Source organism: Pseudomonas sp. PSPC2-3, assembly GCF_049898265.1.
Taxonomy (GTDB): domain Bacteria; phylum Pseudomonadota; class Gammaproteobacteria; order Pseudomonadales; family Pseudomonadaceae; genus Aquipseudomonas; species Aquipseudomonas veronii.
Genome location: NZ_JAFCXJ010000004.1, coordinates 261,608 through 286,997 on the forward strand (window position 1 = coordinate 261,608; position 25,390 = coordinate 286,997).

Annotated in this window: 25 protein-coding genes and 1 pseudogene; 12 read left to right on the forward strand and 14 right to left on the reverse strand. The window is 62.3% G+C overall.

Annotation, left to right across the window (positions count from 1 at the left end):
- Both ACP7E3_RS11175 and ACP7E3_RS11180 read left to right on the forward strand, forming a co-directional pair.
- Positions 1-720 carry a lipopolysaccharide kinase InaA family protein gene (locus tag ACP7E3_RS11175; protein ID WP_057004553.1) on the forward strand — a complete coding sequence of 240 codons (720 nt, stop codon included), beginning with the start codon at positions 1-3 and terminating at the stop codon, positions 718-720.
- The gene (locus ACP7E3_RS11180; protein WP_169881540.1) at positions 717-944 is read left to right on the forward strand and encodes a hypothetical protein; all 228 of its coding nucleotides are present in this window, start codon (positions 717-719) and stop codon (positions 942-944) included. Before ACP7E3_RS11175 ends, ACP7E3_RS11180 begins: the two co-directional genes overlap by 4 nt.
- Before the next feature lie 97 nt (positions 945-1,041).
- On the opposite strand, the gene ACP7E3_RS11185 is transcribed toward ACP7E3_RS11180, so the two are convergent.
- Genes ACP7E3_RS11185 through ACP7E3_RS11195 form a run of 3 tightly spaced genes read right to left on the reverse strand, consistent with a single transcriptional unit; the run spans position 1,042 to position 4,665 of the window.
- Positions 1,042-2,139 carry a DUF1513 domain-containing protein gene (locus ACP7E3_RS11185; RefSeq protein ID WP_426123236.1) on the reverse strand — a complete coding sequence of 366 codons (1,098 nt, stop codon included), beginning with the start codon at positions 2,137-2,139 and terminating at the stop codon, positions 1,042-1,044.
- 2 nt (positions 2,140-2,141) lie between these two features.
- Complete coding sequence (locus ACP7E3_RS11190) at positions 2,142-3,206, reverse strand: imelysin family protein (protein WP_057004550.1); 1,065 nt, start codon at positions 3,204-3,206, stop codon at positions 2,142-2,144.
- 31 nt (positions 3,207-3,237) lie between these two features.
- Entirely contained in the window at positions 3,238-4,665 is a 1,428-nt protein-coding gene (locus ACP7E3_RS11195) for a di-heme oxidoredictase family protein (protein WP_126588776.1), read from the reverse strand.
- Between the two features lie 140 nt (positions 4,666-4,805).
- Here ACP7E3_RS11195 and ACP7E3_RS11200 point away from each other — a divergent pair, with 140 nt between their 5' ends.
- Genes ACP7E3_RS11200 through ACP7E3_RS11210 form a run of 3 tightly spaced genes read left to right on the forward strand, consistent with a single transcriptional unit; the run spans position 4,806 to position 5,737 of the window.
- Positions 4,806-5,369, forward strand: a complete 564-nt coding sequence (locus tag ACP7E3_RS11200; protein WP_017846101.1) for an NAD(P)H nitroreductase — start codon at positions 4,806-4,808, stop codon at positions 5,367-5,369.
- On the forward strand, positions 5,344-5,472 hold the full coding sequence (locus ACP7E3_RS11205) for a hypothetical protein (protein WP_262377345.1): 129 nt from the start codon (positions 5,344-5,346) through the stop codon (positions 5,470-5,472). Before ACP7E3_RS11200 ends, ACP7E3_RS11205 begins: the two co-directional genes overlap by 26 nt.
- Positions 5,447-5,737 carry a hypothetical protein gene (locus tag ACP7E3_RS11210; RefSeq protein WP_169881539.1) on the forward strand — a complete coding sequence of 97 codons (291 nt, stop codon included), beginning with the start codon at positions 5,447-5,449 and terminating at the stop codon, positions 5,735-5,737. The genes ACP7E3_RS11205 and ACP7E3_RS11210 overlap by 26 nt, the downstream gene beginning before the upstream one ends.
- A 102-nt stretch (positions 5,738-5,839) precedes the next feature.
- Here the strand turns inward: ACP7E3_RS11210 and ACP7E3_RS11215 are convergent, their stop codons facing one another.
- The 8 genes and pseudogenes from ACP7E3_RS11215 to gap all read right to left on the reverse strand — a co-directional run bounded on the left by ACP7E3_RS11215 (position 5,840) and on the right by gap (position 14,858).
- Positions 5,840-6,595 (reverse strand): methyl-accepting chemotaxis protein, encoded by a 756-nt coding sequence (locus ACP7E3_RS11215; protein WP_411565001.1) that lies wholly within the window; start codon positions 6,593-6,595, stop codon positions 5,840-5,842.
- Positions 6,596-6,697: 102 nt separating this feature from the next.
- Positions 6,698-7,978 (reverse strand): annotated as a pseudogene (locus tag ACP7E3_RS11220) (HAMP domain-containing protein); the annotation flags it as partial.
- 135 nt (positions 7,979-8,113) lie between these two features.
- Positions 8,114-8,515: a YbaN family protein gene (locus ACP7E3_RS11225; protein WP_057004547.1), complete on the reverse strand. Its 402-nt coding sequence runs from the start codon at positions 8,513-8,515 to the stop codon at positions 8,114-8,116.
- Between the two features lie 159 nt (positions 8,516-8,674).
- Positions 8,675-9,283, reverse strand: coding sequence for a biliverdin-producing heme oxygenase (locus tag ACP7E3_RS11230; protein ID WP_017846098.1), 609 nt, complete (start codon positions 9,281-9,283; stop codon positions 8,675-8,677).
- Between the two features lie 140 nt (positions 9,284-9,423).
- Positions 9,424-11,988 carry a TonB-dependent receptor gene (locus tag ACP7E3_RS11235; protein WP_301556558.1) on the reverse strand — a complete coding sequence of 855 codons (2,565 nt, stop codon included), beginning with the start codon at positions 11,986-11,988 and terminating at the stop codon, positions 9,424-9,426.
- 116 nt (positions 11,989-12,104) lie between these two features.
- Positions 12,105-13,073 (reverse strand): FecR family protein, encoded by a 969-nt coding sequence (locus ACP7E3_RS11240; protein ID WP_426123133.1) that lies wholly within the window; start codon positions 13,071-13,073, stop codon positions 12,105-12,107.
- Positions 13,074-13,147: 74 nt separating this feature from the next.
- A complete protein-coding gene (locus ACP7E3_RS11245; protein WP_017846095.1) occupies positions 13,148-13,666 on the reverse strand; it encodes an RNA polymerase sigma factor in 519 nt (172 codons plus the stop codon).
- 190 nt (positions 13,667-13,856) lie between these two features.
- On the reverse strand, positions 13,857-14,858 hold the full coding sequence (gene gap / locus ACP7E3_RS11250; protein WP_057004545.1) for a type I glyceraldehyde-3-phosphate dehydrogenase: 1,002 nt from the start codon (positions 14,856-14,858) through the stop codon (positions 13,857-13,859).
- 221 nt (positions 14,859-15,079) lie between these two features.
- Between gap and edd the strand changes: the two genes are divergently transcribed.
- From edd to ACP7E3_RS11270, 4 genes are all read left to right on the forward strand, one after another.
- On the forward strand, positions 15,080-16,906 hold the full coding sequence (gene edd / locus ACP7E3_RS11255) for a phosphogluconate dehydratase (protein WP_046382228.1): 1,827 nt from the start codon (positions 15,080-15,082) through the stop codon (positions 16,904-16,906).
- The gene (locus ACP7E3_RS11260; RefSeq protein WP_108524491.1) at positions 16,903-17,862 is read left to right on the forward strand and encodes a glucokinase; all 960 of its coding nucleotides are present in this window, start codon (positions 16,903-16,905) and stop codon (positions 17,860-17,862) included. Before edd ends, ACP7E3_RS11260 begins: the two co-directional genes overlap by 4 nt.
- A gap of 123 nt (positions 17,863-17,985) precedes the next feature.
- Complete coding sequence (locus tag ACP7E3_RS11265; RefSeq protein ID WP_046382230.1) at positions 17,986-18,720, forward strand: response regulator; 735 nt, start codon at positions 17,986-17,988, stop codon at positions 18,718-18,720.
- A 31-nt stretch (positions 18,721-18,751) separates the two neighbouring features.
- A complete protein-coding gene (locus ACP7E3_RS11270) occupies positions 18,752-20,179 on the forward strand; it encodes an ATP-binding protein (protein ID WP_162231530.1) in 1,428 nt (475 codons plus the stop codon).
- Positions 20,180-20,215: 36 nt separating this feature from the next.
- On the opposite strand, the gene ACP7E3_RS11275 is transcribed toward ACP7E3_RS11270, so the two are convergent.
- Positions 20,216-21,145 (reverse strand): AraC family transcriptional regulator, encoded by a 930-nt coding sequence (locus tag ACP7E3_RS11275; protein WP_046382231.1) that lies wholly within the window; start codon positions 21,143-21,145, stop codon positions 20,216-20,218.
- A 327-nt stretch (positions 21,146-21,472) separates the two neighbouring features.
- Here ACP7E3_RS11275 and ACP7E3_RS11280 point away from each other — a divergent pair, with 327 nt between their 5' ends.
- Positions 21,473-21,814: an antibiotic biosynthesis monooxygenase family protein gene (locus ACP7E3_RS11280; RefSeq protein WP_046382232.1), complete on the forward strand. Its 342-nt coding sequence runs from the start codon at positions 21,473-21,475 to the stop codon at positions 21,812-21,814.
- Positions 21,815-21,855: 41 nt separating this feature from the next.
- Positions 21,856-22,101: a hypothetical protein gene (locus ACP7E3_RS11285; protein WP_017846087.1), complete on the forward strand. Its 246-nt coding sequence runs from the start codon at positions 21,856-21,858 to the stop codon at positions 22,099-22,101.
- A gap of 126 nt (positions 22,102-22,227) precedes the next feature.
- Here the strand turns inward: ACP7E3_RS11285 and ACP7E3_RS11290 are convergent, their stop codons facing one another.
- Positions 22,228-22,860, reverse strand: coding sequence for a flavin reductase family protein (locus ACP7E3_RS11290; RefSeq protein ID WP_046382233.1), 633 nt, complete (start codon positions 22,858-22,860; stop codon positions 22,228-22,230).
- A 193-nt stretch (positions 22,861-23,053) separates the two neighbouring features.
- On the opposite strand from ACP7E3_RS11290, the gene ACP7E3_RS11295 reads away from it, so the two are divergent.
- Positions 23,054-23,809: a COG4705 family protein gene (locus tag ACP7E3_RS11295; RefSeq protein WP_057004542.1), complete on the forward strand. Its 756-nt coding sequence runs from the start codon at positions 23,054-23,056 to the stop codon at positions 23,807-23,809.
- Between the two features lie 116 nt (positions 23,810-23,925).
- On the opposite strand, the gene ACP7E3_RS11300 is transcribed toward ACP7E3_RS11295, so the two are convergent.
- Complete coding sequence (locus ACP7E3_RS11300; protein ID WP_046382234.1) at positions 23,926-25,245, reverse strand: MFS transporter; 1,320 nt, start codon at positions 25,243-25,245, stop codon at positions 23,926-23,928.
- Positions 25,246-25,390 lie beyond the last annotated feature (145 nt).

Sequence of the window (25,390 nt, forward strand, 5' to 3'; positions counted from 1 at the left end):
ATGGCAGTTGAGTGCGTAGCAGGCAGTCATGTAGCTCCCGAAGAGCGATTTGAGTATTTCTGGCGCCAGCAGGGCGAGTGGGTCGAAGAGCCTAATCGTCGGCGTGGCGGTGAAAGTGGCGTGCAGCGTGTGATGGGCCCCACCGGGCGTTTGCTCTACAGCAAACGTCAGACCGGGCATATCTACCGCAGTTTGCTGCATCCGTTTGGGCGCCCGACGGTGTTGCGCGAACGGGATGCTCTCAAAGGCCTGCGCGCGCTGAATGTACGGGTACCGGAGATGGTGTTCTGCGAGGCGCGTCGTGATCCGCAACACCAATGGAAAGCATTGTTGGTGACGGCTTCGCTGGACGGTTTCGACGAAATCGAAAAATGGTACGCCGCCGGTGGCCGTGAACAGTACGGCGAAGCGGTACACGAGCGTGTACTCAAAGAGGTGGCGGCGACATTGGCGCGCATGCACAAAGGTCGCTGGCAACACGGTTGCTTGTACATCAAGCATATCTTTGTGCGCGTCACGGGTGAGCCCGACTCGGCCAACGTGGAAGTCGCGCTGCTGGACTTCGAGAAATGCCGCCAGCGCCTGACCGCTTATCGAGCCGCCTCCCATGACATGCTGCAACTGCGCCGCCATTCGTCGTGGAGCGATGGCGACTGGGCAAAACTCAGCTACTTTTACGAGACGGCGTTTGGCAGCGCTATCAAGGGTTTAACCAAATGAAGCTAGAAATAGCTCGAGGTCTGTTTCTGGTCGGGGCGTTGGGCATTGCTGCCCTGGCCCTGGCTGCATGGGAACAGCCTCGGACACAGGTCCTCAGTGCGGTGCAAGGCAGCGGGCAATGCCTGCTGCCGCGCATCGCCAAGGCGAATGCGACGGTCAAGCCCGATCATGACCTGCTGCTGTTCATGTTCGGGATGTCTCGAGGGATGGGGCCACAAAGTTGAAACGATCGAAACCACCCAAAAAGGGCCTTGTGAAACGAGGCCCTTTTTTTTCGCCGGCGATTTGGCCGTCGGGCGCAGCGTTGGCCGAGCCTGACCGTCAGACCAGATGCAGATGGTTATCCCAAAGCCCGGCCGGCAATTCCAACGGTGTTGCGCTCAGCTGTGCCTGGCGGCAGTCATAGAACCGGCAGCGCCCCTGGCCGGAGGTCACGACAAACCCATCCGCCACCGCACCCACGCCCGCACAGTCCGGCAACGGCCCATCCAGGCGCAGCTCGCCACTGTCCATGTGCCAGATAAACAAGCGGTTGCCGCGCGGTGCGGTCAACGCGACCAGGCGCAATTCGCTGTGTACCGCGACGCTGGCGGTGTAGTGCTCCATCGCCTGTAGCTGCTCGTCGGCCACTGCAAACGCCATGAATGGCTGCCCCGGCCGCTTGATCGCGAGCAACTCGGAGCGCTCCTGGGACGGCCCCATGAACTGCTGCCCGGTCAGGATGGTGCCATCGCTGGCGATGCCCATATGGCGCACGCTGTTCATCTGCTGGCCGAGGGTTTCCTTGCTGATCAGGCTGCCGTCGCGTTGCATCAGCACCAGGCTCGGTTCCATGGCGTTGAGGTTCATTTCCACGCGGCTTTCGGCTTCGGTGCGGATGCCGCCGTTGGCCACCACCAGGGTTTCGCCGTCGGGCATCCACGCCACCTGGTGCGGGCCGATGCCATGGGTGGAAATCTCGCCGCTGTGCACCAGCCGTTCGCCTTCGAACCGGTACACCCCGAGCAGGCCACGGCCCGGATCGGAGGTGTCGTTTTCGGTGGCGTACAGCCAGTCGCCACTTTTATGGATTACCGCGTGGCCATAGAAGTGGCGGTTTGCATTCGCGGTGATGGTTTGCAGCAGCGCGCCATCACGCAGGTCGATCAGGTAACTCTCGGTGCCTGGGCGACGGGCGACAAACAGCGCGATCGGCAGCGTCGGGTGGTTGATGATGTCGTGGCAGCGCTGGCCGACCTGGGTGGCGAACACCCGCTGGCCGTCCAGGCGATAACCGACAGCATAGTGTTTGCCGTCTGCATCATCCCGCGCCGACAGCAGCAGCGGGCCCTTGTCTTTCTGCTTGAACAACGTCCAGCCGCCCAGCGTGAGTGCGCCGAGCAACGCGCTGCCAATGGCCAAAGCCTGTCGCCTGAGCATCATCAGTCACCGTCGTTGGCGTTGAAGCCCAGTTGGATGCCCAGCGCCTTGGCCAGCTCGCCTTCGTGCAGGCGGTGGACGACGTTGAGACTGTCGTAGAGATCGTTGAGCTGCTGGCGTCCGGCGTCATCGGCGAGCAATTCGTTGAGGGTGCGCTGGTTGCTGGCGAACAGTTTCAGGGACGCGGCATAGGCGGCGTCGATCTTCTCGGCCAGGGCCTTTTGATCGGCCGGCAACAAGCCACGCAGGCCTTTGTTGTCGACGCCGACCCACACGGTCTGGGCCGCGGCAAGGCTGGCTTCCAGGCTTCGCAGGGACGACTGGCTGCGCCATGCATCGGCCTGGAACGGCTGCGGGATGCCCTTGGTCTGGCGGCCCATCGGCGTGCCGAGTTTTTTCTTCAGGGTGTCCAGTGCGGTCACTTGTACGCGCAGCAGGTCGGCAATGGCCTCGTGGGAATCAGCGTAGCGCTGGTTGGGAAACTTGCTCATCTGCGCGAGCATGCCGTCGGTGCTGTTCCAACTGGCCAGGATCTCTTCGGCCAGGGCTTTCTGGCGCTCGCCGATGGCCGTCAGCAGCGGGCAGTAGCGGGCTTTCTGCGCGGCGTCGGCGATATCGGTCTTGGCGTCGTAGAGGATGTATTCATAGGCCGACAGGCCTTGCACCACCACGCTGGATTTGGCCAGGGCGGCCGCATCGATCTGCGGCTGGGCGGCGACCAGTTGCTCGACCTGACGACCCACCAGGTTTTTCTTGTCCGGCCAGAACTGCACCTGCCACGAACGGTTACCCTCGGCCAGCGGGCCGATCAGCAGCGGTTGCAGTTCGGCCCAGGCTTTTTGGGCGTGAAGGAAGTCGGCGCGAGCGGTGTCCAGGCTTTCCTTGCCCTGGCAGTACGCCAGGGCGCTGACGGCCAGTTGACGGTCGGCTTCCACCCAGCGGCTGTAGGTCGGCAAGATCACTTGCTTGGCGATGGCGGCCGAGGTCACCGCTTGCGGGTCTTGCGGCGAGCAGGCACCGAGCGCGAGGGCGGCCAGGCTGGTGAACAACAACTTGGGACGGAACATGTCGAGCTCCCTTCTGTAAGTGGGGCGAAGCTTATAAAGAGTTCAGGAACGCCAGCAGTGCAGCGCGCTGCTCGGCATTGAAGGACAACACATGCTGCTGCGCCGCTTGTGCTTCACCGCCGTGCCAGAGCACGGCTTCCAGCAGGTTGCGGGCGCGGCCGTCATGCAAGAACTGGGTGTGGCCACTGACGGTTTGCGTCAGGCCGATGCCCCACAACGGCGACGTGCGCCAGTCGCGGCCACTGGCCTTGAATTCGGTGCGGTGGTCGGCCAGGCCGTCGCCCATGTCATGCAACAGCAGGTCGCTGTAGGGGCGAATCACCTGGTTGGCCAGTTCAGGTTCGGCAGCATTGGCCGCCGTGGTGAACGACGGCGTGTGACACCCCTGGCAACCGGCCTGGTAGAACAGGTTCTTCCCGGCCAGCACCTGTGGTGCGTCGACGTCGCGGCGCACGGGCACCGCCAGGTTGCGGGTATAGAACAGCACCAGGCGCAGGATATTATCGCTGACTTCCGGCTCGCCATCGGGCCCATTGCCGTTGGGCGCCTGTTTGCAGGCGACCTGGGCGTCGGTGCAGTCATCGAACGGTCTCAGCGACGTGGTGAGGCCCATATCCCCCGAAAACGCGTGAACGTTCTGTTGATTGAGGTTGGGTTGCCCGGCTTTCCAGCCGAAGCGTCCGAGCACGGTTTTTTGCCGGGCGTCATCCCAGACCCAGTTCGCGCGGCCGACGATGGCGTCTTTGTCGGCGGTCTTCGGGTCGGTGTTGCGCAGGATATCCGCGTCGGCAATCGCTTCGAGCAGGCCCAGGCCGATCATCGGCGGGGCGATGCGTGCGGAGAAGCGTGTGTCCGGGTGCATCGGGCCGTAACCGAGTTGGGTGATCTGCAGGTTGGGCTTGCGCAGTTCGACGACGCTGCCGTCCGTGAACGTGACGTTGACCGGCGTGTAGTCGACCCGCACCTTGCCCTCCGGCGTCACGCCGGGTACGGCCATGTCCTGCAACTGCCCGCCGTAGACCGGCTCGGGCACCACGCCGAGTTGCTCGATGAGTTTGGCATACGGCGGCGCATCCGGGATCGACAGGCGCACCAGCATCGACACGGCGTTCTGCGCGTCGGCCAGCGGCGGGTGGCCACGGCCGTCCTTGATATGGCAGTTCTGGCAGGCATTGGTGTTGAACAGCGGCCCCAGGCCGTCGCGCGCGGTGGTGGTGGAAGGCGCGATCACCCAGGGGCTGCGAAAGAAACTGTTGCCGACGCTGAAATCCAGGCGGCGGGTTGGCGACAGGTTGGCCGAGGGCAGGGAAAAGGCGTTCTGGCCGTGTTTGTTCACCGTCGTTGCCCCGCCGGCCCGCGCTTCCCCCGGCTCAGCCTGGGTAAACCGGGGGGCGTCGTCGCAGGCAACCAGGCTCATGGCCATCAGTCCTGCAGACAGGCGAAGAAGCGAACGGAGCATCGAGTTTCCTGAGCAAAGGCGGAAAATAAGGTCGCAAAGTCTAACAGGGCGGGGCGGTTTGAATAAGAGCAATTATCGTTTGATGGCATCCCGGTCCATTCCCGCTAGAATGACCGCACATTTTTTTCTGGAGGTGGCCAATGCAGGCTCTCGACGCTTTGCTCAACCGTGTTTCCGTGCCGCGCCTGCTGGAACCGGCACCGACCCAGGAGCAGCGTGATGTGCTGTTCGCCGCGGCCATGCGTGCGCCCGACCACGGCCAGTTGCGTCCTTGGCGGTTCCTCACCGTGGAAGGCGCGGCCCGTGAGCAGATGGGCACGTTGCTGGTCGAAGCCGCCCGCCTGCAAGACCCCGACGCGCCGCAGGCCGTCCTCGACAAGGCCCAGAACGGCCCGTTGCGCGCGCCGCTGGTCGTAGTGGTGATTGCCCGCCTGCAGGAACACTTCAAGGTGCCGAAATCCGAGCAGTTGCTGGCGGCGGCTTGTGCCGCCCATGGCATCCTGCTGGCGGCCTACGCCCAGGGGATTGGCGCGGTGTGGCGCACCGGGGACTTGTCCTACTCGGCCCATGTGGCCAAGGGGCTGGGACTGAAAGAGGGCGAGGAAGTCATTGGCTTCCTCTACCTGGGCACCCCGCAGAACCCGCCGCGTACCGCGCCGAAAGAGGATGTAGCGGCGTTTGTCACGGCCTGGACCGGCCTGTAGGAGCGAGCTTGCTCGCGAAAAACTCAAGGACACCGCGTTCATCCAGGATGCACGCATGATCGAGGATGTAGCGGCGTTTGTCACGGCCTGGACCGGCCTGTAGGAGCGAGCTTGCTCGCGAAAAACTCAAGGACACCGCGTTCATCCAGGATGCACGCGTGATCGTTGACGTTCTTCGCGAGCAAGCTCGCTCCTACAGCGAAAAACTCAAGGACACCGCGTTCATCCAGGATTCACGCATGATCGTTGACGTTCTTCGCGAGCAAGCTCGCTCCTACAGCGAAAAACTCAAGGACACCGCGTTCATTCGGGATGCACGCGTGATCGAGGATGTAGCGGCGTTTGTCACGGCCTGGACCGGTCTGTAGGAGCGAGCTTGCTCGCGAAAAACTCAAGGACACCGCGTTCATCCAGGATGCACGCGTGATCGTTGACGTTCTTCGCGAGCAAGCTCGCTCCTACAGTGTTGTTTACACCCTGAACTGGTCCATCAACGTCATCTGTTGAGTCGCCAGTGCATTGAGTTGGCTGCTGATTGCCGCCGACTCGGTGGCCTGGCCGGTGAGGGTTTCGGTCACGGTGCGGATCGCCGACACATTGCGGTTGACCTCTTCGGCCACTGCGCTCTGTTGTTCGGCGGCGCTGGCGATCTGCAGGTTCATGTCGCTGATCACCGTCACCGCGTCGCTGATCTTGCCCAACGCCTGCACGGCCTGATGGATCTGCCCGGCATTGCTCTGGGCCTGCTGTTGGCTCGAATGCATGGTCGCCACCACGCCACGGGTGCCGCTCTGGATGCGTTCGATCACCTGGCGGATTTCCTCCACCGAATCCTGGGTGCGCTTGGCCAGGTTGCGTACTTCGTCGGCCACTACCGCAAACCCGCGCCCGCTTTCCCCGGCGCGTGCCGCTTCGATGGCAGCGTTGAGCGCCAGCAGGTTGGTCTGCTCGGCAATACTGCGAATCACTTCCAGCACTGAACCGATCTGCTCGCTGTTGACGGCCAGTGCTTCGACTTCGCTTACGGCCTTGCTGACTTCGTCGGCGAGGGTGGTGATATCGCGGGTGCTCTGCTCGATGATCGACATGCCTTCGCGTGCCGACTGATCGGCCCCGCGCGCCGCGCTGGCGGCGTTGGAGGCGCTGTTGGCGACGTCATGGGCGGTGGCGCTCATTTCATTGGACGCCGTGGCCACCTGGTCGATCTCGCGGAACTGCACCTGCATGCCTTCGCTGGTCTGGCGTGCAATGGCCGAAGACTGGTCCGCCGTGCCACGGGCTTCGCTGATGCTTTGCTTGATCTGCGCGATGGTCGGTTGCAGCTTGTCGAGGAAACGGTTGAACCAGGTCACCAGTTCGCCCAGCTCGTCTTTCTTGGAGTAGGCCAGGCGCTGGGTGAGGTCGCCGTCGCCGCTGGCGATGTCCTTGAGCATGGCGGCCACGCTGTTGATCGGCCGGGTCACGCCGGTGGCGGTCAGCCAGACCAGCAGCAGGCCGAGCAATGCGGCGACGGCCGCGACCAGCAAGGCCTTGAGCGTGCCGCTGGCCTGGGCCTTGTCGAGTACGGCTTGCAGCTTGACGTTGTCGGCCAGCAGTACCGCCTTGGGCAGCTTGATCACTATGCCCCAGGACTTGGCGTCGGCAAGCGGTTTGACCGGGTACACCGCGCGGATGGTGTTGTCCTGTTCGAGAATCGTGCGGTTGTCGCTGCCCAGCAGTTGCACGATCTCTTTGCCTTCGGCGCCCAGGGTGTCGATCAGGTTCTTGCCGACCTTGGCCGGTTCGCCACTGTAGGCGGCGATCAAACCGGTGCTGGAGAGAATCTCCAACTGCGCCATACCGTTGAACAGGTCTTTCTGCGCGGCATCGGTGCTGGCTTGCAAGGCATTGAGGGCAATGTCGACGCCCAGGACGCCGATGAGTTTGCCGTCCACCAGCAACGGCAGGGCGATGGTGGTCATCAGTACAAGCTTGCCGCCCACCGTGTCTTCATACGGGTCCAGCAGGCAAGCGCGACGGGTGTCCCGTGGGCAGGTGTACCAGATGTTGTAGGGGGTGCCGTTGAGGTTGAGGGTGGTTTTGTTCAGGTCCTCTTCGACCATGATGGTGTTCAAGCCTTCGCCGCCGGCGCGGCTCCAGTAGCTGGAGAAACGGCCTTTATCGTTGGAGACACGCGCCTTGTCGTCGACAAACTCACTGTCCTTGCCATCCAGCGCATTGGGCTCGAACGACATCCATATCCCCAGCACCTTGCTGTTGCGTTCAAACGCGGTTTTCAGGCTCTGATTGAGTTCTTCACGCAGCGCGCCGGGTTCGAGGGAGCGCTTGGCGGCCAGGGTGCGCAGGTCTTTGACCTGGTCGGCGAGGGCGGTCAGCGCCACCAGGCTGTCGCCGAAGGTTCGCTGCAGTTGCACCGCCTGTTCGGCAGCCTTGGCTTGCAGCAGTTGTTGCACACTGGCGGTGAGCATCCGTGAGCTTGAGTCGCTGACCAGCGCATTGTTCTGCGCGGTATTGTAAATATTCATGCCGACCACCAGCGCAATCACTCCCAGCAGGCAGAGGCCGGACAGCAGCACGATTTTCAAGCGGATGGAGAGGGTATCGAACATAGGTTCACTCACGGATGGGCTTGTTGGTATGCGAGCCGGGCCAAGTCCATTCGGCGCCTTATCCGGAGCATCGGCGTAGCCAGGGGTTTCATGAGAGGGAGGCGATGAACGGTAGGAAAACGCCTACATCCCGCGTTATACGGGGCGTGCAAGCCGTTCCGGGCGGGACCATATCCACAGGTTGCCCAGGCTCATTCCGGCGATGGTGAGGTAGATCGGCCAGCCGTGATCGAGCGTCAGCAGCATCAGTAGGGCACAGAGCAGCATGCTGACGGTGGCGCTGATTTTGGCGCGGCGCGCAATGATCTTGCCGTTGCGCCAGTTGAACAGGATCGGCCCGAACAGGCGGTGGTTTTCCAGCCAGGCGCTGAGGCGCGGCGAGCTTTTGGTGGCGGCCCAGGCAGCCAGCAGGATGAATTCGGTGGTGGGCAAACCCGGCACGACAATCGCCACCAATCCGATACCCAGGCTGACGTAGGCCAGCAGGCCGAAGAGGAGCCGGGCGATTCTCGAGGTGGATGGGGATTTGCCGGTCATGGGTGTGTGCAAGTCGGGGAAAACAATTATTCAGCTTGGCATGAGATCCAAGTGTGGGGGGGCGTGTCAGCCACCACTTTCATGGCTGACCCATCCCTATCGGGAGCAAGTCGAATCGTCGCACCGCCCTTCCCACCGAATACGCATTTCAATCGAATATCAGGCCAGTTCAGGGGCGGTAGCGTATGCCTGTTCGAGCAACACCGTGAAGCGCATAAACGCATTGAGCGCACCTTTTTCCACATCGGCTTCTTCTTCGGCGCTGAATTCCAGGCCGTCGAGGGTGCGGGTGAAGCGCTTCCAGCCGTCGGCGCGGCCGCCGGCCGGCTCGCCGAGGTGGCGGGCGCCGAAGGTTTCGCTCAGGCCCAGGGCCACGGCGCGCTTGATCAGGAACGCCGCGCCCAGCTTGGAGCCTTCGGAGACGAACAACCAGCCCAGGGCTTCGGCTTGGCTCGGGTTCTGCACGGCGCCGGGGACGGCGGCCGGCACGTCAGTGTCCAGGTCGGCCAGGTCCAGTCTGGCGGCGTCGGCGCGGCAGCGCTCGGCCAGGTCGGGGACGATCTTGATCAGCGCGGCATCGTTGTACAGCGCCACCAGTTCCGATTGGAACAGGTACTGCGCCACCACGAAGCGCGCGAAGTTGGGCCGGGTTTCAAACGGCGCGTGCGCCTTGACCAGCGCATCGAGCCGGGTGTGCGGCTCGCTGGTGATCTGGTTCAGGCGCTGGGAGCGCAGGCTTGGGCGTTCTGCGGAAGGCGAAGCGGTCATGACAAAGTCCTTGTGAAGGGAGCGCCGTGTTGCCCTGAGGCATGGCTGGGCGGTTAGTAACTAGACGAACAAGAAGACGCGGCACAGTAAAAAATCCTCACCTCGCCGGTGATTGATTCCGGCGAGGCGAGGCGGATTGATCAGATGTCCCAGATCACATTGATCGCAAAGTTGCGACCGGGCTGCGTCAGGCGGTCGAGGTTGGCCGGGCCGGTGACACCGGCTTCGCCGACGCTGTCGTAGCTGCGCACGTCATCCCAGTTCCAGTACTTCTTGTCGGTCAGGTTGTAGAGGCCGGCGTTGAGGGTCACGTCGTGGGTGACTTTATAGAAGCCGGTCAGGTCGAGGATGCCGAAGCCTGGGGTCTTGAACGGGCCGTTGGCGCTGTCGCCGTCGGGCGCGAAGAAGGTCTTGCTGTCGACACGGTCTTGTTTCTTCACCAGGGTCCAGCTCAGCAGGCCACCGTAGTTGTCCTGTTCGTAACCCAGGCCGAATACGCCTTTGAGTGGGTTGACGCTGTTCAGTGGCTCGCCGCTGTCGTCGTTGCGCCCGTAGGCGTAGGCAATCGACCCCTGGGTATACAGGCCCTGAGGCGCCCCGAAGGCGTCGAGGTTCAAGCGGCCCTTGGCTTCCGCGCCCTTGATGGTTGCGCGCTTGATATTGACGGCCTGGAACTGTTCGACGGTGCCGCCGACGACCGCGTTGTCTTCGTCGATAAAGTCGCGGTACTTGTTGTAAAACACCGCGATGTCGAAGGAGCCTGCGGCGAACTTGCCGCGAATCCCGGTTTCGATGCCTTTGCTGGTTTCCGGCTTGAGGTCGGGGTTGGGCTCGACGGTGTAGCCCAGGTTCAGGTTTTCAAAGCGTCCGTACAGCGCCTTGGCCGAGGGGGTGCGGAAGCCTTCGGCGTATTGGCCAAACAGGGTGTAGTGATCGGTCAGGGCATACGTCAGGCCAAACTTGGGGGTGACACGGTGCCAGGTTTTTTCCTTGTCGCTCACCGGGTATTGGCCGGTCGGGTTGACGGTACTGAGGAACGCTTGAGTCAGCTTGGGTTTGAGCTGGGTGTAGTCATAACGCAGGCTGGGCAGGAAGGTCCATTTGTCCCAGGCAATCTGGTCCTGGGCAAACAACGAATAGGTGTTGATGGTCGGGTCGGGGAAGTCGCTGGCCTTCTTCACGCTGTCGCTGGCCGTTGGGCTGGGCGCGCCAATGGCTGTGCAACCGGCGCCGACGGCAAGGCAAGTGGCCGCGCCCTCGCGGGAGCCGGTGACTTTCTGCTGCTTGAGCGTGGTGCCGTAGGTCACTTGGTGATCGGTTTCGCCGACGCTGAATGCCTTGTCCAGCTGGGCATCGAATACCCACTGTTTTTCTTCATAAAGCGTGTCGCGGGTGCGCAATACCCGACGGCCGGCCTGGTAGATTTCTGCGGTGCTCTGGTCGGTCTTGGCGATCTGGTAATTGAGGCTGGTCTTGATGCGATCGGTCACGGGCGAGTCGAAGGCAAAGGTGTTTTCCAGGCCGAAACGTTCGCGGGTGATGGTGTCGTTGCCCCGGCGATCACGGTAGAGATTGAAACCTTGACCACCGACGAACGGGCCACCCACGGCATTCTTCAGGTTGACGTCGCGATCGTCCTTGTACTTCTCGTAAGTCAGGCCCAGACGGTTGTCATCGCCATAGTTCCAGCCCAGTTTGGCCAACACGTTGGTGGTGCGCGCCTCCTCGGGGTTGGCGCCGGTGCGGGCCAGGCCGGTGGCATTGTTGCCGTCGTAGGCTTCGGTTTCATGGCCGTTGCGCTGGCTCAGGTGCAGCAAACCGTCGACGTCCTGTACGCGACCGGCGACGGTGGCGGAGGTCAGCCAGCTCTCGTCGGCGGAGCTGTAGCCGGTCTTGAGGCGGGCGCCGACGTCCTGGCCGGGCTTGATGATGTCGTCCGGGTCGAGGGTGAAATAGCTCACCGCGCCGCCGATGGCGCTGCTGCCGTACAGGGCCGACGCCGGGCCGCGCAGGATTTCCACGCGCTTGACGATTTCCGGGTCGACGTAGTTGCGACGGGTCTTGGCGTAGGGGCCGTTGAAGAAGTTGTCCGGCACTTCCACGCCATCGACCTGGGTGAGGATGCGGTCGCCGTCGATACCGCGAATGTTGTAGCCCGCATTGCCGGCACGGGTGCCGGCGCCACCGACCGAGACGCCGGGCTCGTAACGCACCAGCTCGCGGATCGTGTTGACGTTCTGGCGGTCCAGCGTTTGGCGATCATGCACGCTGACGGTGTTCGGTACGCTGTTGACGTCCTGCTCGTTACGGGTGGCGCTGATGGTCACCTGTTGCAGGTTGAGGACACCGCCGGCAGCGCGCTTTTCCAGGACGATGTTGCTGTTGCCGAGTTTGCGGTAGCCCAGGTTGGTCCCCACCAACAAGCGCTCCAGGGCTTTTTCCGGCGACAGCGCACCGCGCACGCCAGGGGACGACACGCCCTGGCCCAGCTCCGCCGGCAGGCCGACTTGCCAGCCGGTCACGGCGGTGAAGGCATTGAGTGCCGAAACCAGTGGCTGCTGTTCGATGCTGAAGCTGTAGTTGCCGTGGCTGCGGGCGGTCGGTTCGGCGGCGGCGGCCGTCAGCGGGGTACCGGCCAGCAGGAGGGCGGCGGTCAGCAAGGACAGCACGGGTGAAGAAGACCGGCGATTGAAACGAGAGGACATCGAGAGCGCTCCGGAAGTACGAGTCTTATAGTTGCGCACTGGTTCAAATAGGAATCAGTTGCATTGGCTAAGACGAGACGTACAGCCGAGGTCTATCGAGTAAAAATAATTCTCATTTAGTTCAGGATCACCAATGCCGGGTATTCAGAGAGCTTGGCCGAGGTGATGTGGGCCAGGGAACGCACTACGTCCAACGGTTGGTCGAGGCGGTAGTTGCCGGTGACGGCGACGCTGGCGAGTTGGTCGTTGGTGTTGACGATCCAGCCGGGGTAGTAGCGACGCAATTCGGCGAGCACTTCGCTCATCGGGCGGTTTTCGAAGATCAGCCGGCCCTGGACCCAGGCCAGGTCCTTGTTGGCGTCGAGCCTGGCGGGTTGACCGAAGCCGTTGGGACCGATACGGATGCTTTGCCCGGCGCTCAGGCGCACGCGGGCATCGTCGAAGGTGTTGCTCAGGTCGACGTCGCCGCGCTGCACCTGCACCTGCGCTTCGCCGTTGAGGTAGCGCACGGCGAACGCGGTGTCGCGCACGCTGGCGCGCACCGGGCCGGCGTCGACTTCCAGGGGCAGGCCGCGGTTGGGCGTTACCTCGAAAAACGCTTCGCCTTGGTAGAGGCGGGCGATGCGCTGGTGATCCCGGGTGGTGCTGGAGAACGCCGAATCGGTGTTCAGCAGGACGTTCGAGCCCTCATCCAATTGCAGGCGCTGGCGCTCACCCACCACGGTGAGGTGGTCAGCTTGCAGGCGTACCGGCAGGTTGCTGAAGCTGAACAGCCCGAGCATCAACACGGCGGCGGTGGCCAGTGGTTTCCAATGCGGTTTGATACGGCGCCAGGCCCCGGGTTTGCGCGGTGCGGCCAGCGCGACGGCGGCGCTGTGGACGGGCGCCCCGCCCCAGGCGGCCTGGGCTTTGCCGAAGGCACGGACGCGTGCCGGGTCGCCGGCCAGCCAGGCTTCGAACGCGGCCTGCTGCCCGGGTTGCGGGCACTGCAGGGCGATCAGCCAGTCGAGGGCCTGGTCCATCGCCGGGTCTTGCAACACCTCATGAGCCAGCGCATGGGGGCGCAGTTTATTCGGGTCGGTCACGGTGTGCCTCGGGTCTTCGCCACGTTCTATTTATCTTTCCTACAGCCTGGGTCGACATTTCTGTCGGGTGAAGCTTAAGGCTGATCCAGCCGTTCGGCCACACCTACACAGATGGCCATGATCAATTTCAGTTCCTTTTGCACCGTGCTCAAGGACACTTCCAATTGATCGGCAATCTCCTGGTAACTGCAACCGTGCAGGCGGCTGAGGATGAAAATCCGTTGCTGGCGGGCACTCAATTGGCCGAGGCTGATGCTCAGGTGCTCAAGCAGTTGCTCGGCCTGGGTCGCGTCTTCGGGCGTGCTGATGGGGGCGGCGACGCTTTGCAGGACGTCCAGCGGGACATCTTCCTGCAGTGTGCGCGCCTGTATCCTGCGGGAACGCAAGTGATCCAGCGCGAGGTTGCGCGCGGTCTGGTAGACGAAGGGTTCGAGGTGATCGATCGGCCGCTCGCCCAGGGCCCGGGTCACGCGCAGGTAGGTTTCCTGCAACAGGTCCTCGGCGGTGCTGTGGTTGTTCACCATCCGCTGCAAGGTGCGTAGCAGAATCACCCGTTGGGTGAGAAATACTTGGTTGAAGCGAGATTGGCTCACAGCGATACCGGACCGATTTGTAGTTAATGATAATGCGTATCATCAGCACAAATGGCAAGTGGCTGTTTCTCTGGGCCTCTACCGATCAAATGTGGGAGCGGCTTGCTCCCGATTACGGAATGTCAGTCAACACATGCATGACTGATACGCCGCCATCGGGAGCAAGTCGAACCGCCCCTCCCACAAAAGATTATTCGGCGTTGCAGAGCGCCAGGCAGTTGTCCAGCATGCGGTTGGAGAAGCCCCACTCGTTGTCGTACCAGGCCAGCACTTTCAGCAGTTTGCCGCTGGACTTGGTGTGGTTGGCGTCGAAGATCGACGACAGCGGGTTGTGGTTGAAGTCACTGGAAACCAGCGGCAGGGTGTTGTAGCCGAGGATCTTCGAGTGCTGGCTGGCTTCCTTGAGCAGCGCGTTGACTTCCTCGGCGGTAGCGTCTTTCTTCAACTGCACGGTCAGGTCCACCAGCGATACGTTGATCACCGGCACCCGCACGGCCATGCCGGTCAGCTTGCCCGCCAGTTCCGGCAGCACCAGGCCGACCGCTTCGGCGGCGCCGGTCTTGCTCGGGATCATGTTCTGGGTGGCCGAGCGCGCGCGGTAGGGGTCGGTGTGGTAGACGTCGGTCAGGTTCTGGTCGTTGGTGTAGGCATGGATGGTGGTCATCAGGCCGCTTTCGATGCCCAGCTCGCGGTGCAGCACCTGGGCCACGGGTGCCAGGCAGTTGGTGGTGCAGGAAGCGTTGGAGATGATCTGGTGGGATTGACGCAAAATGTCATGATTTACCCCGTAGACCACGGTGGCATCCGCGCCTTTGGCCGGGGCAGAGATGATCACCTTGCGCGCGCCGGCGCTAATATGGGCAGCAGCCTTGGCCCGGTCGGTGAACAGGCCGGTGCATTCGAACACCACGTCGATATTGTGCGCAGCCCAGGGCAGCTCGGCCGGGTTGCGAATGGCACTGACGGCGATCCGGTCACCATTGACGGTCAGGCTTTCCTGATCGTGCGCGACCTCTGCATCGAAAGTACCGTGGACGGTGTCGTACTTGAGCAGGTGGGCATTGATCGAGCTGTCGCCCAAGTCATTGATCGCGACGATCTGCAAATCCTGGCGATAGCCTTGGGTATACAGTGCGCGCAGGACATTGCGGCCGATACGGCCAAAACCATTGATTGCGATTCGAAGAGTCATTGAAGAGTGCCTGTCGTCGATTTGTTGTAAGAATTACAAGATTATTCGCATAAAAATAGAAAACAAGCCTTTTTAGTGGCAATATTTTGTTCAATCTACAACGAGTGACCTGAATCAACTGGTCCGATGATCCAAACGACTCTCTGCCATCCCATGTGCCGCGGGCGTTTGATCAGCATAGACACTCAGGTCGCCACATCCGTTAGCCTGGAGTTCTACACATGCATCCCCGCGTTCTTGAGGTCACCGATCGGCTTATCGCCCGCAGTCGTGCAACCCGTGAGGCTTACCTTGCGCTCATTCGCGGCGCCGCCAGCGACGGCCCGATGCGCGGCAAGCTGCAATGCGCCAACTTTGCCCACGGCGTGGCCGGTTGCGGCACCGAAGATAAAAATAGTCTGCGTATGATGAATGCCGCCAACGTGGCAATTGTTTCGTCATATAACGACATGCTCTCGGCGCACCAGCCGTATGAACATTTCCCGGACCAGATCAAAAAAGCCCTGCGCGAAGTCGGCTCGGTCGGCCAGTTCGCCGGCGGCACGCCCGCCATGTGCGACGGCGTGACCCAAGGCGAGCCGGGCATGGAGCTGAGCCTGCTCAGCCGTGAAGTCATCGCCATGTCCACGGCGGTAGCGCTGTCCCACAACATGTTCGACGCTGCGCTGATGTTGGGCATCTGCGACAAGATCGTCCCCGGCCTGATGATGGGCGCCCTGCGCTACGGCCATCTGCCGATGATCTTCGTTCCTGGCGGGCCAATGCCGTCGGGCATCTCCAACAAGCAGAAGGCCGACGTGCGCCAGCGCTACGCCGAAGGCAAGGCCAGCCGCGAAGAGCTGCTGGAGTCGGAGATGAAGTCCTACCACAGCCCCGGCACCTGCACCTTCTATGGCACCGCCAATACCAACCAGTTGCTGATGGAAGTGATGGGCCTGCATTTGCCCGGCGCCTCGTTCGTCAACCCGTACACGCCGCTGCGTGACGCGCTGACCCGCGAAGCCGCGCATCAGGTCACGCGCCTGACCAAGGCCAACGGCAACTTCACGCCGATCGGCGAGATCGTCGACGAAAAATCCATCGTCAACGCCATCGTTGCGCTCAACGCTACCGGCGGTTCCACCAACCACACCCTGCACATGCCGGCCATCGCCATGTCGGCGGGGATCATCCTGACCTGGCAAGACATGGCCGACCTCTCCGAGGTGGTGCCGACCCTGTCCCACGTCTATCCAAACGGCAAAGCCGACATCAACCACTTCCAGGCGGCGGGCGGCATGTCGTTCCTGATCCGCGAACTGCTCGAAGCCGGCCTGCTTCACGAAGACGTCAACACCGTGGCCGGCAAAGGCCTGAGCCGCTACATCCAGGAACCGTTCCTGGTCGACGGCGAACTGATCTGGCGCGACGGCCCGATCGAAAGCCTCGACGAAGCCATCCTGCGCCCGGTGGCCCGTGCGTTCTCGCCCGAAGGTGGCTTGCGCGTGATGCAAGGCAACCTCGGCCGTGGCGTGATGAAAGTCTCCGCCGTGGCCCCCGAGCACCAGGTCGTCGAAGCCCCAGCGGTGGTGTTCCAGGACCAGCAAGATCTGGCCGATGCGTTCAAGGCCGGTCAGTTGGAAAAAGACTTTGTCGCGGTGATGCGCTTCCAGGGGCCGCGCTCCAACGGCATGCCCGAATTGCACAAGATGACGCCGTTCCTCGGCGTGTTGCAGGACCGTGGCTTCAAAGTGGCGCTGGTAACGGACGGGCGCATGTCCGGCGCGTCGGGTAAGATCCCCGCCGCGATCCATGTCAACCCCGAAGCCCAGAGCGGCGGGCCGCTGGCACGGGTGCGCGATGGCGATATCATTCGTGTGGATGGCGTCAAAGGCACCTTGGAGCTTAAGGTGGACGCCGAAGAATTTGCAGCGCGCACACCTGCCACGGGCCTGTTGGGCAATAACGTGGGGGCCGGTCGCGAGCTGTTTGCATTTATGCGCTTGGCCGCAAGCTCCGCAGAGCAAGGCGCCAGCGCCTTTACCTGTGCCTTGGAGACGCTTAAGTGAAGCTTGCGCTGGTCGGTGATATTGGCGGTACCAACGCCCGGTTTGCGTTGTGGCGGGATCAGGCACTGCATTCGATCCGGGTGCAGGCCACCGCGGATCATAAAAGCCCTGAGGACGCGATCAAGGTCTACCTCAAGGAAGAAGGCCTGGCGATCGGCGACATCGGCGCGGTGTGCCTGTCGGTGGCCGGGCCGGTGAGCGGCGATGAATTTAAATTCACCAACAACCACTGGCGCCTGAGTAAGACTGCGTTTTGCAACACCTTGCAGGTGGATGAACTGCTGCTGGTCAATGACTTCTCGGCCATGGCCCTGGGCATGACCCGCTTGAAGCCCGACGAATTCTGCGTGGTCTGCCCTGGCACGCCGGAACCGTTGCGCCCGGCGGTGGTGATCGGTCCGGGCACCGGCCTGGGCGTCGGCACCTTGCTCGACCTGGGCGGCGGCCGTTGGGCCGCGTTGCCGGGGGAGGGCGGCCATGTCGACCTGCCCCTGAGCAGCCCGCGGGAAGCCCAGCTGTGGCAGCACATTTACAATGAGATCGGCCATGTCAGCGCCGAAAGCGCCTTGAGTGGTGCAGGTTTGCCACGGGTGTATCGGGCGATCTGTGCGGTGGATGGTCACTCGCCGGTGCTGGATACGCCGGAAGCGATCACGGCGGCAGGCCTGGCCGGCGACCCGGTGGCGATGGAAGTGTTGAACCAGTTCAGTATCTGGCTGGGCCGCGTAGCCGGTAACAACGTCCTGACCACCGGCGCACGGGGCGGTGTGTATATCGTCGGCGGGGTGATCCCGCGGTTTGCCGACTTCTTTATCCACAGCGATTTTGCCAAGAGCTTCAGTGACAAAGGCTGCATGAGCGACTACTTCAAGGGCATTCCGGTATGGCTGGTGACGGCGCCGTATTCCGGGTTGACCGGGGCGGGTGTGGCGCTTGAACAGGCATTTGCCATGTAGGAGCGAGCTTGCTCGCGAAGAACGTTGACGATAACGAAGCGCATCAGGTGATACGCGGCAGCCTCAGGATTTTCGCGAGCAAGCTCGCTCCTACAGCATGGCCATAACAACAAGGAGGACCCCGTGAGCGTAATCAGTAAATCGATTCTCCTCGTCGACGACGACCAGGAAATCCGCGAATTGCTGCAAACCTACCTCAGTCGCGCCGGTTTCCAGGTGCGTGGCGTGCCGGACGGTGCGGGGTTCCGCCAGGCGATGGACGAGGCGCCGTGCGACCTGGTCATCCTCGATGTGATGTTGCCGGACGAAGACGGCTTCAGCCTGTGTCGCTGGATTCGCCAGCACCCGCGCCAGGCGCAGGTGCCGATCATCATGCTCACCGCCAGTTCCGACGAAGCCGACCGTGTGATCGGCCTGGAGCTGGGCGCCGACGACTACATCGGCAAGCCTTTCAGCCCCCGCGAGTTGCAGGCGCGGATCAAGGCACTGTTGCGCCGCTGCCAGTTCGGCCAGGAGCGCGGCGGCAATGGCGACGTGTTGGCGTTCGATGAATGGCGCCTGGACACGATCAGCCACCGACTGTTTCACGTCGACGGTGAAGAGGTGATCCTCTCCGGGGCCGACTTTGCCCTGCTCAAGCTGTTTCTCGATCACCCGCAACAGATCCTCGACCGCGACACCATCGGCAACGCCACCCGTGGCCGCGACCTGATGCCGCTCGACCGGATCGTCGACATGGCCGTCAGCCGCCTGCGCCAACGTCTGCGCGATACGGAAAAACCGCCGAGGCTGATCCGCACCGTGCGCGGCAGCGGTTATCAACTGGCAGCCAGCGTGGTTGCCGGCAGTGTCCACTGAACACCTGAGCGAACGTCGCCGCCGCTTCCCGGTGCCGCGCTCGCTGCTCGGGCGCATGCTCCTGCTGACGCTGCTCGCGGTGCTGTTCGCCCAGGCGCTGTCCAGCGTGATCTGGGTCTCGCAATTGCGCGCCACCCAGCTCGAAGGCCTGGTCACCAGCGCCCGCAGCCTGGCGCATTCGATGACGGCCAGCGTGAGCTATTTCCGTTCGTTGCCGGTGGCTTATCGCCCGTTGGTCCTCGACCAATTGCGCAGCATGGGCGGCACACGGTTTGTGGTGACGCTCAACGACCGCCCGCTGGACATGGCGATCTTGCCGCAGACCCCGCGCAAGCAAGCGGTGCTCAAGGCGGTCGATGAAGTGTTGCGCCAGACCTTGGGCGCCGATGTGCATATCTCGGTGGAATTCGTCAGCGCCGAAGACCTGCGCATCTTCAATGCCGGGTTGAAACTCGATGAGCTGCCACGCTCCTGGGCGCATTACGCGCTGACCCTGGAACCGGTGAACCCGCCCGTGCTGGTCACCCAGATCCAACTCGCCCCCGGCGAATGGCTGTACATCGCCTCGCTGTTGCCCGAGCCGTACACCAGCCTCGAAGAACAAGGCCTGCCGTCGCAGCAAGTGTGGTTTATCGTGCTGACCAGCGGCTTTTTGCTGCTGTTCATCGGCCTGTTGGTCCACTGGCAGAGCCGGCCGCTCAAGCGCCTGGCGCGGGCGGCGCGGGACATGTCGCTGGGCGCCGACGTGGAGCCGGTGGCCGAAGGCGGCGGCAGTGAAGTGGTCGAAGTGGGGCGCGCCTTCAATGCCATGCGCGAGCGCATCAGCCGTTACCTCACCGAGCGCAGCCAGTTGTTCAGTGCAATTTCCCACGACTTGCGCACACCGATCACACGCCTGCGCCTGCGGGTTGAATTGCTTGAAGATGAAAACCTGCAAACCAAATTCGGCCGCGACCTGGACGAGTTGGAGTTGCTGGTCAAAGGCGCGCTGCAATGCGTGAAAGACACCGACATCCACGAAAACATCGAGCCGGTGGACCTCAACCATGTGCTCGACTGCCTGGTGGAACCGTACCTGGCGCCCAACGGCAACGGCCGCGTGACCCAGCATGGGCGCGCGTTGGCACCGTACCCGGGCAAGCCGCTGGCGCTCAAGCGCTGCATCGGCAACCTGATCGACAACGCATTGAAGTACGGGCAGAACGCCCATTTGCATATCGAGGACGATGGCGCGGAGTTCATCCTGCACGTCGACGACGAAGGCCCCGGCGTGCCGGAACAGCGCCTGGAGCAAGTCTTCGAACCGCATTTTCGCCTCGCCGGCCAGCAGCAGGGCTACGGCCTGGGCCTGGGCATCGCGCGCAACATAGCGCACAGCCATGGCGGCGAAGTGAGTTTGCAGAATTTGCGCGAGGGTGGTTTGCGGGTCACCTTGCAACTGCCCCGCACCCTCGACTAAGCAGCGCCGCCGATCAAATGTGGGAGGGGCGCTGAATCACACGCTCTGACGCAACCTGGCCAAATCCCGCAGCGGCGGCGCACCAAACAGCCGGCTGTATTCGCGGCTGAACTGCGACGGGCTTTCATACCCCACCCGATACCCCGCCGCGGAGGCTTCCAGACCTTCGGCAAGCATCAGCCGCCGCGCCTCCTGCAAGCGCAACTGCTTCTGGTATTGCAGCGGGCTCATCGCGGTGATGGCCTTGAAGCGGTGGTGCAAGGTCGAGACGCTCAGGTTCACTTCCCTGGCCAGGTCATCGATGCGCAGCGGTTGTTCGTAGTTGCCATTGAGCCATTTGATCGCCTGGCTGACCCGATGACTCTGACTGTTGGCTACGGCAATTTCATACAGCCGATAGCCCTGCGGCCCACGTAACAAGCGGTAGAGAATTTCACGGCTGATCAACGGCGCCAGCATCGCAATGTCTTTGGGCGAATCGAGCAAGCGCGTCAAGCGCAGTACGGCGTCGAGCAGTTGGTTGTCGAGGCGGTCGACGTACATCCCACGCGCAGTCGGGCGCGATGGCACGCCCATCGGTCCGGCTTCTGCGATCAGGGCGGTGAGCTGCGCCGGGTCGATGTTGATGCGGATCGACAGGTTCGGGTCTTGCGCGGTGGCATCGATGATCCGCCCGGCCACGGGCATCGACACCGAAAACACCAGGTAATTGAGCGGGTCATAGGCGAATATTTCATCGGCCAGGCGCACTTCCTTGCGGCCATTGGCCAGGATGCACAAGGCGGGCTCCACCAGCACCGGGCTGAAGTCGCGCGGGGTGTTGTGGCGGTTCAGGAACAGTGACGTGATCGCCGTACCGTAGGAGCCGTCTTCCCAGGTATGCCGACGCACGATGCTGGCCAGTTCGGCGCGCTGTTTTTCCATCTCGGCATCGAGGGGCACGGGCTTAGGTTCGGGCGACGACATAGGGCGTCCTCTGCAGGCTTCTTTGATGGGCTCAGCTTAGCGGTGGCGGTGCAAACCGTGTTATGTCGATTCTGCTCGATCCTTGCCTGATCCTGCGAAGCTGCGTGAATCAGGCAAGCGCGGCGGTTGTCACGTCCCTGAAACAAGGCGTTTGCCGGTGGAATAAAACCGGCGGGCAATCGTCCTGTCTACGCTTTTCGCAGGATTGTGCAATAAGCCGGCAGGAATCGACTAACCGCGCCTCGACCCGCGCCGTTATCTTTGATCCTGTGGCAACACACCCTCACAGTGTTTGCCGAGCATCACTTCTCAACGGGAGAGTCGAACATGTCCACCCCCATTCCCGCGAGCCATATGGCCTTTATCCGCGCCCGTAGCGGCTGCAGCACCGAACTCGGTGCTCGTTTGAGCAGTTTGATCGAACCGGGCCGTCAGGCTCAGGGTTGCCTGCAATTTTCGTTGCAGCATTCCCAGGTCGACCCCGATGTCTGGCTGGTCTCGGGCCTCTGGAGCAGCGAGCAGGCGATGAGTGCCTACTTCAACTCGCCAGCCCTGATGATCTTCACCGAGCTGTTGAACGACGCAGTCGTTCGCAGCATGGATTTCCAGACCTTCACCGATGCATCCGCCGCCAGTGCTTACGGCGAGTACCTGCAACTCGCCGGTTAGGGTTTAGAATGGCCGACTTTCCATTGGCCAGGACCTGCAACATGGCACGTAAACAATTTGCCCACCACGAAGCCGTTTCCGCCGTAGTACCGGGCGAAGGGGGCTACAGCGCCGCCGTCGCCGTCAAGGCACTCGATGGCATGGGCGCACCGCAGTTTCACAAGATCCTGGATGGACAGAAGTTCAAGACGGCATCCGATGCCGATGATGCGGCGACGCTGCACCTTGAGTTGTTGACCGACGTCGACGCAGAAGGTCAGTTGACCTGGGCGACTGCCACAAACTAACGCACGCCGCTGATCTAATGTGGGAGGGGGCTTGCCCCCGATGGAGGTGTGTCAGTCAGCCTATCTGTAGCTGAAACACTGCTATCGGGGGCAAGCCCCCCTCCCACATTTTTTATTGCATTGCAGTCAGGCTTGGGTGACGCCTGGGCGATACATTTTGAACAGCGCCTCGGGGCCCAGTTGGAAGTAATCCGCCGGGCCGCCGCCACGCAGGATCGGCTCGGCGGCGGCGGTGTCGTAGATCCCATCCTTGAGCAGCCACTTGGCAATATGCACCGCGACCACCTCGCCCAGCACCAGCCAGCTGGGTACCAGCACATGGTCGGCACGCTGCAACTGAATGATCTGCGTGACCTTGCACTCGAACGCCACCGGGCTCTCGCCCACCCGTGGCACGCCGACGATCTTCGAGGCCACCGGCGTCAGGCCGGACAACTCGAACTCATTCACCTGCGGCGGCACGGCGGCACAGCTCTGGTTCATCTGCTCGGCCAACGGACGGGTGGCCAGGTTCCACACAAACTCGCCGGTCTGTTCGATGTTGTTCAGGCTGTCTTTGCGCCCGACACTGGAAAACCCGATGATCGGCGGAATGTAGTTGAACGCATTGAAGAAACTGTAGGGCGCCAGGTTCAGGTGGCCCTCACTGTCGTGGGACGAAATCCAACCGATCGGTCGCGGGCCGACGATGGCGTTGAACGGGTCATGGGGCAGGCCGTGGCCCTTGGCGGGTTCGTAGTAGTAGCTGTCGTCAGACATGGCTGGGGTTCCTGCTGCGCTTCTCTGGGAGGCCGTCATAGTGCAAGCCATGGCGGCGAATTTCCATCGACCCTATGGAATTTTCATTCAGCGCCCACCTATTTTTCACAGCGTCCCGTTCAGTCTGCGCGCGCGGTCGACACCCCCTATAAGTCGGCCCATTGATAGATTGAGCTTCGGAGCCTTCCACTGCATGAACAAACTTCCTCAGATCACCCTGGCGTTCTGGGTCATGAAAATCTGCGCAACCACCCTGGGCGAAACCGCCGGGGATTTGCTGTCGATGACCCTTAACGTCGGTTACGCCATCAGCTCGATGATCCTGATCAGCGTGTTCCTGGTCACCCTGGTGACGCAACTCTGGTCGAAAGCCTACAACCCGGTGCTGTACTGGATCGTGATCCTGTCCACCAGCACCGCCGGCACCACCATGTCCGACTTCATGGACCGCAGCCTCGGCCTGGGCTACGCCACGGGGTCGATGATCCTGATCGTGATCCTGATGATCATCTTCGCGTTGTGGCACCTCAGCGGTGATTCGCTGAACGTGAACAAGGTGCAGACCTTTCGCGGCGAGTTGTTCTACTGGATGGCGATCCTGTTCTCCAACACCTTGGGCACCGCCCTCGGCGACTTCCTTGCCGACGATTCCGGGCTCGGCTTCGCTGGTGGCGCCTTGTTGATCGGCTCGACCATCGCAGTGGTGGTGGCGCTCAAGTACTTCACACGGATCTCGTCGGTGTTGCTGTTCTGGGTGGCGTTCGTGTTGACCCGGCCGTTTGGTGCGACCCTGGGCGACTTCCTGACCAAGCCCCATGCCAAGGGCGGGCTGGACTTCGGCACCATCGGTTCGTCGGCGGTGTTGGCGGCGGTGCTGGTGGTGATGATTATCGGGGCGTCGTATGCGCAGCGGCGCTATGTGCGGCGCGAAGTGGCAGAGTTGTCCTGATTCCACATGTGAGAGGGGGCTTGCCCCCGATGGCGGTGGGTCAGCTTGAGACAAGTTGACTGATACACCGCGATCGGGAGCAAGCCCCCTCCCACATTCGTGACTGCGTTCAGCGGTTAGTTCGTGGTGATCCGCGAGTGCTTGCGGGTGTCTTTCATGGTCACGTAGACCACCAACGACACCGCGATACATGCGGTCACGTACCAGTAGTAGCCGGTTTCCATGCCGATGCTCTTGAACCACAGCGCGATGTATTCAGCGGTGCCGCCGAAGATCGATACGGTCAGCGCATACGGCAGGCCCACGCCCAGCGCGCGGATTTCGGTGGGGAACAGCTCAGCCTTCACCACCGCGTTGATCGAGGTGTAGCCGCTGACGATGATCAGCGCCGCCATGATCAGGAAGAACGCGCCCCACCAGGTCTGGATGGTGTGCAAGGTGGTCAGGATCGGCACGGTGAACAGCGTGCCGAGGATGCCGAAGGCGATCAGGATCGGACGGCGGCCGACTTTGTCCGACAGCGCGCCGACCAGGGGTTGCAGGCACATGAACAGAAACAGCGTCGCCGCCGAGATGGTGGTGGAGTCGGAAATGCTCATGCCGACGGTGTTCACCAGGTACTTCTGCATGTAGGTGGTGTAGGTGTAGAAGGCCAAGGTGCCGCCCATGGTCAGGCCGACCACGGTCATCAGTTCCTTGGGGTGGCGCATCAAGGTACGCATTGCGCTTTCCTTGGCTTTTTCCTTCTTGGTGAACGACTCGGTTTCTTCCATGCCGCGACGCAGGTACAGCGCGACCACTGCACACAGGGCGCCGATGGCGAACGGGATACGCCAGCCCCAATCGTATAGTTGCTCGGTGGTGAGCACTTGTTGCAGCACGATCAGCACCGCCAGGGCTATGAGCTGGCCGGAGATCAGGGTCACGTACTGGAAGCTGGAGAAGAAACCGCGACGCTCCTTGGTCGCCATTTCACTCAGGTAAGTGGCCGAGGTGCCGTATTCGCCACCCACCGACAAGCCTTGCAGCAGACGGGCGAACACCAGCAGGATCGGTGCGCCGACGCCGATGGTTTCATAACCCGGGCTCAGGGCGATGATCAGCGAGCCGAAGCACATCAGCAGCACCGAGGCCATCAACGCGGCCTTGCGACCGGCACGGTCGGCATACAGGCCCATCAGCCAGCCGCCGATCGGGCGCATCAGGAAGCCCACGGCGAAGATCGCAGCGGTGTTGAGCAGTTGGGCGGTGGTGTCGCCTTTCGGGAAGAAGGCTTTGGCGAAGTACAGCGAGAACGCCGCGTAGACGTACCAGTCGTACCACTCGACCATGTTGCCGACCGATCCGCTGAAGATCGATTTGATGCGGCTGGTGGTGGTGCGTTCTTTCGCCGGCGCAGCCGCCGACCCCAGAGGCAAAGTATTGGAGTTATCCATTGAAGGAACCTTCAGATAGTTGTTTTTATGGAGCGTGCCTGAGCACAGCCTGACTGGGGCTATAGCAGGAGCTGTGCCAGGTGGGGGAAGGTCCGATCTAGAAGGGTTTGCAGCTTTTTTTGAGCGGAAAGCCGCCGATGGTTCT

Coding starts and splice junctions, on each gene's coding strand:
- ACP7E3_RS11200 (WP_017846101.1), top strand. CDS start 4,806: ATGCAGGCTCTCGACGCTTTGCTCAACCGTGTTTCCGTGCCGCGCCTG.
- ACP7E3_RS11225 (WP_057004547.1), bottom strand. CDS start 8,515: ATGACCGGCAAATCCCCATCCACCTCGAGAATCGCCCGGCTCCTCTTC.
- ACP7E3_RS11190 (WP_057004550.1), bottom strand. CDS start 3,206: ATGTTCCGTCCCAAGTTGTTGTTCACCAGCCTGGCCGCCCTCGCGCTC.
- ACP7E3_RS11285 (WP_017846087.1), top strand. CDS start 21,856: ATGGCACGTAAACAATTTGCCCACCACGAAGCCGTTTCCGCCGTAGTA.
- ACP7E3_RS11295 (WP_057004542.1), top strand. CDS start 23,054: ATGAACAAACTTCCTCAGATCACCCTGGCGTTCTGGGTCATGAAAATC.
- ACP7E3_RS11185 (WP_426123236.1), bottom strand. CDS start 2,139: ATGCTCAGGCGACAGGCTTTGGCCATTGGCAGCGCGTTGCTCGGCGCA.
- ACP7E3_RS11175 (WP_057004553.1), top strand. CDS start 1: ATGGCAGTTGAGTGCGTAGCAGGCAGTCATGTAGCTCCCGAAGAGCGA.
- ACP7E3_RS11275 (WP_046382231.1), bottom strand. CDS start 21,145: ATGTCGTCGCCCGAACCTAAGCCCGTGCCCCTCGATGCCGAGATGGAA.
- ACP7E3_RS11215 (WP_411565001.1), bottom strand. CDS start 6,595: ATGCAGGTGCAGTTCCGCGAGATCGACCAGGTGGCCACGGCGTCCAAT.
- gap (WP_057004545.1), bottom strand. CDS start 14,858: ATGACTCTTCGAATCGCAATCAATGGTTTTGGCCGTATCGGCCGCAAT.
- ACP7E3_RS11290 (WP_046382233.1), bottom strand. CDS start 22,860: ATGTCTGACGACAGCTACTACTACGAACCCGCCAAGGGCCACGGCCTG.
- edd (WP_046382228.1), top strand. CDS start 15,080: ATGCATCCCCGCGTTCTTGAGGTCACCGATCGGCTTATCGCCCGCAGT.
- ACP7E3_RS11180 (WP_169881540.1), top strand. CDS start 717: ATGAAGCTAGAAATAGCTCGAGGTCTGTTTCTGGTCGGGGCGTTGGGC.
- ACP7E3_RS11230 (WP_017846098.1), bottom strand. CDS start 9,283: ATGACCGCTTCGCCTTCCGCAGAACGCCCAAGCCTGCGCTCCCAGCGC.
- ACP7E3_RS11195 (WP_126588776.1), bottom strand. CDS start 4,665: ATGCTCCGTTCGCTTCTTCGCCTGTCTGCAGGACTGATGGCCATGAGC.
- ACP7E3_RS11300 (WP_046382234.1), bottom strand. CDS start 25,245: ATGGATAACTCCAATACTTTGCCTCTGGGGTCGGCGGCTGCGCCGGCG.
- ACP7E3_RS11280 (WP_046382232.1), top strand. CDS start 21,473: ATGTCCACCCCCATTCCCGCGAGCCATATGGCCTTTATCCGCGCCCGT.
- ACP7E3_RS11235 (WP_301556558.1), bottom strand. CDS start 11,988: ATGTCCTCTCGTTTCAATCGCCGGTCTTCTTCACCCGTGCTGTCCTTG.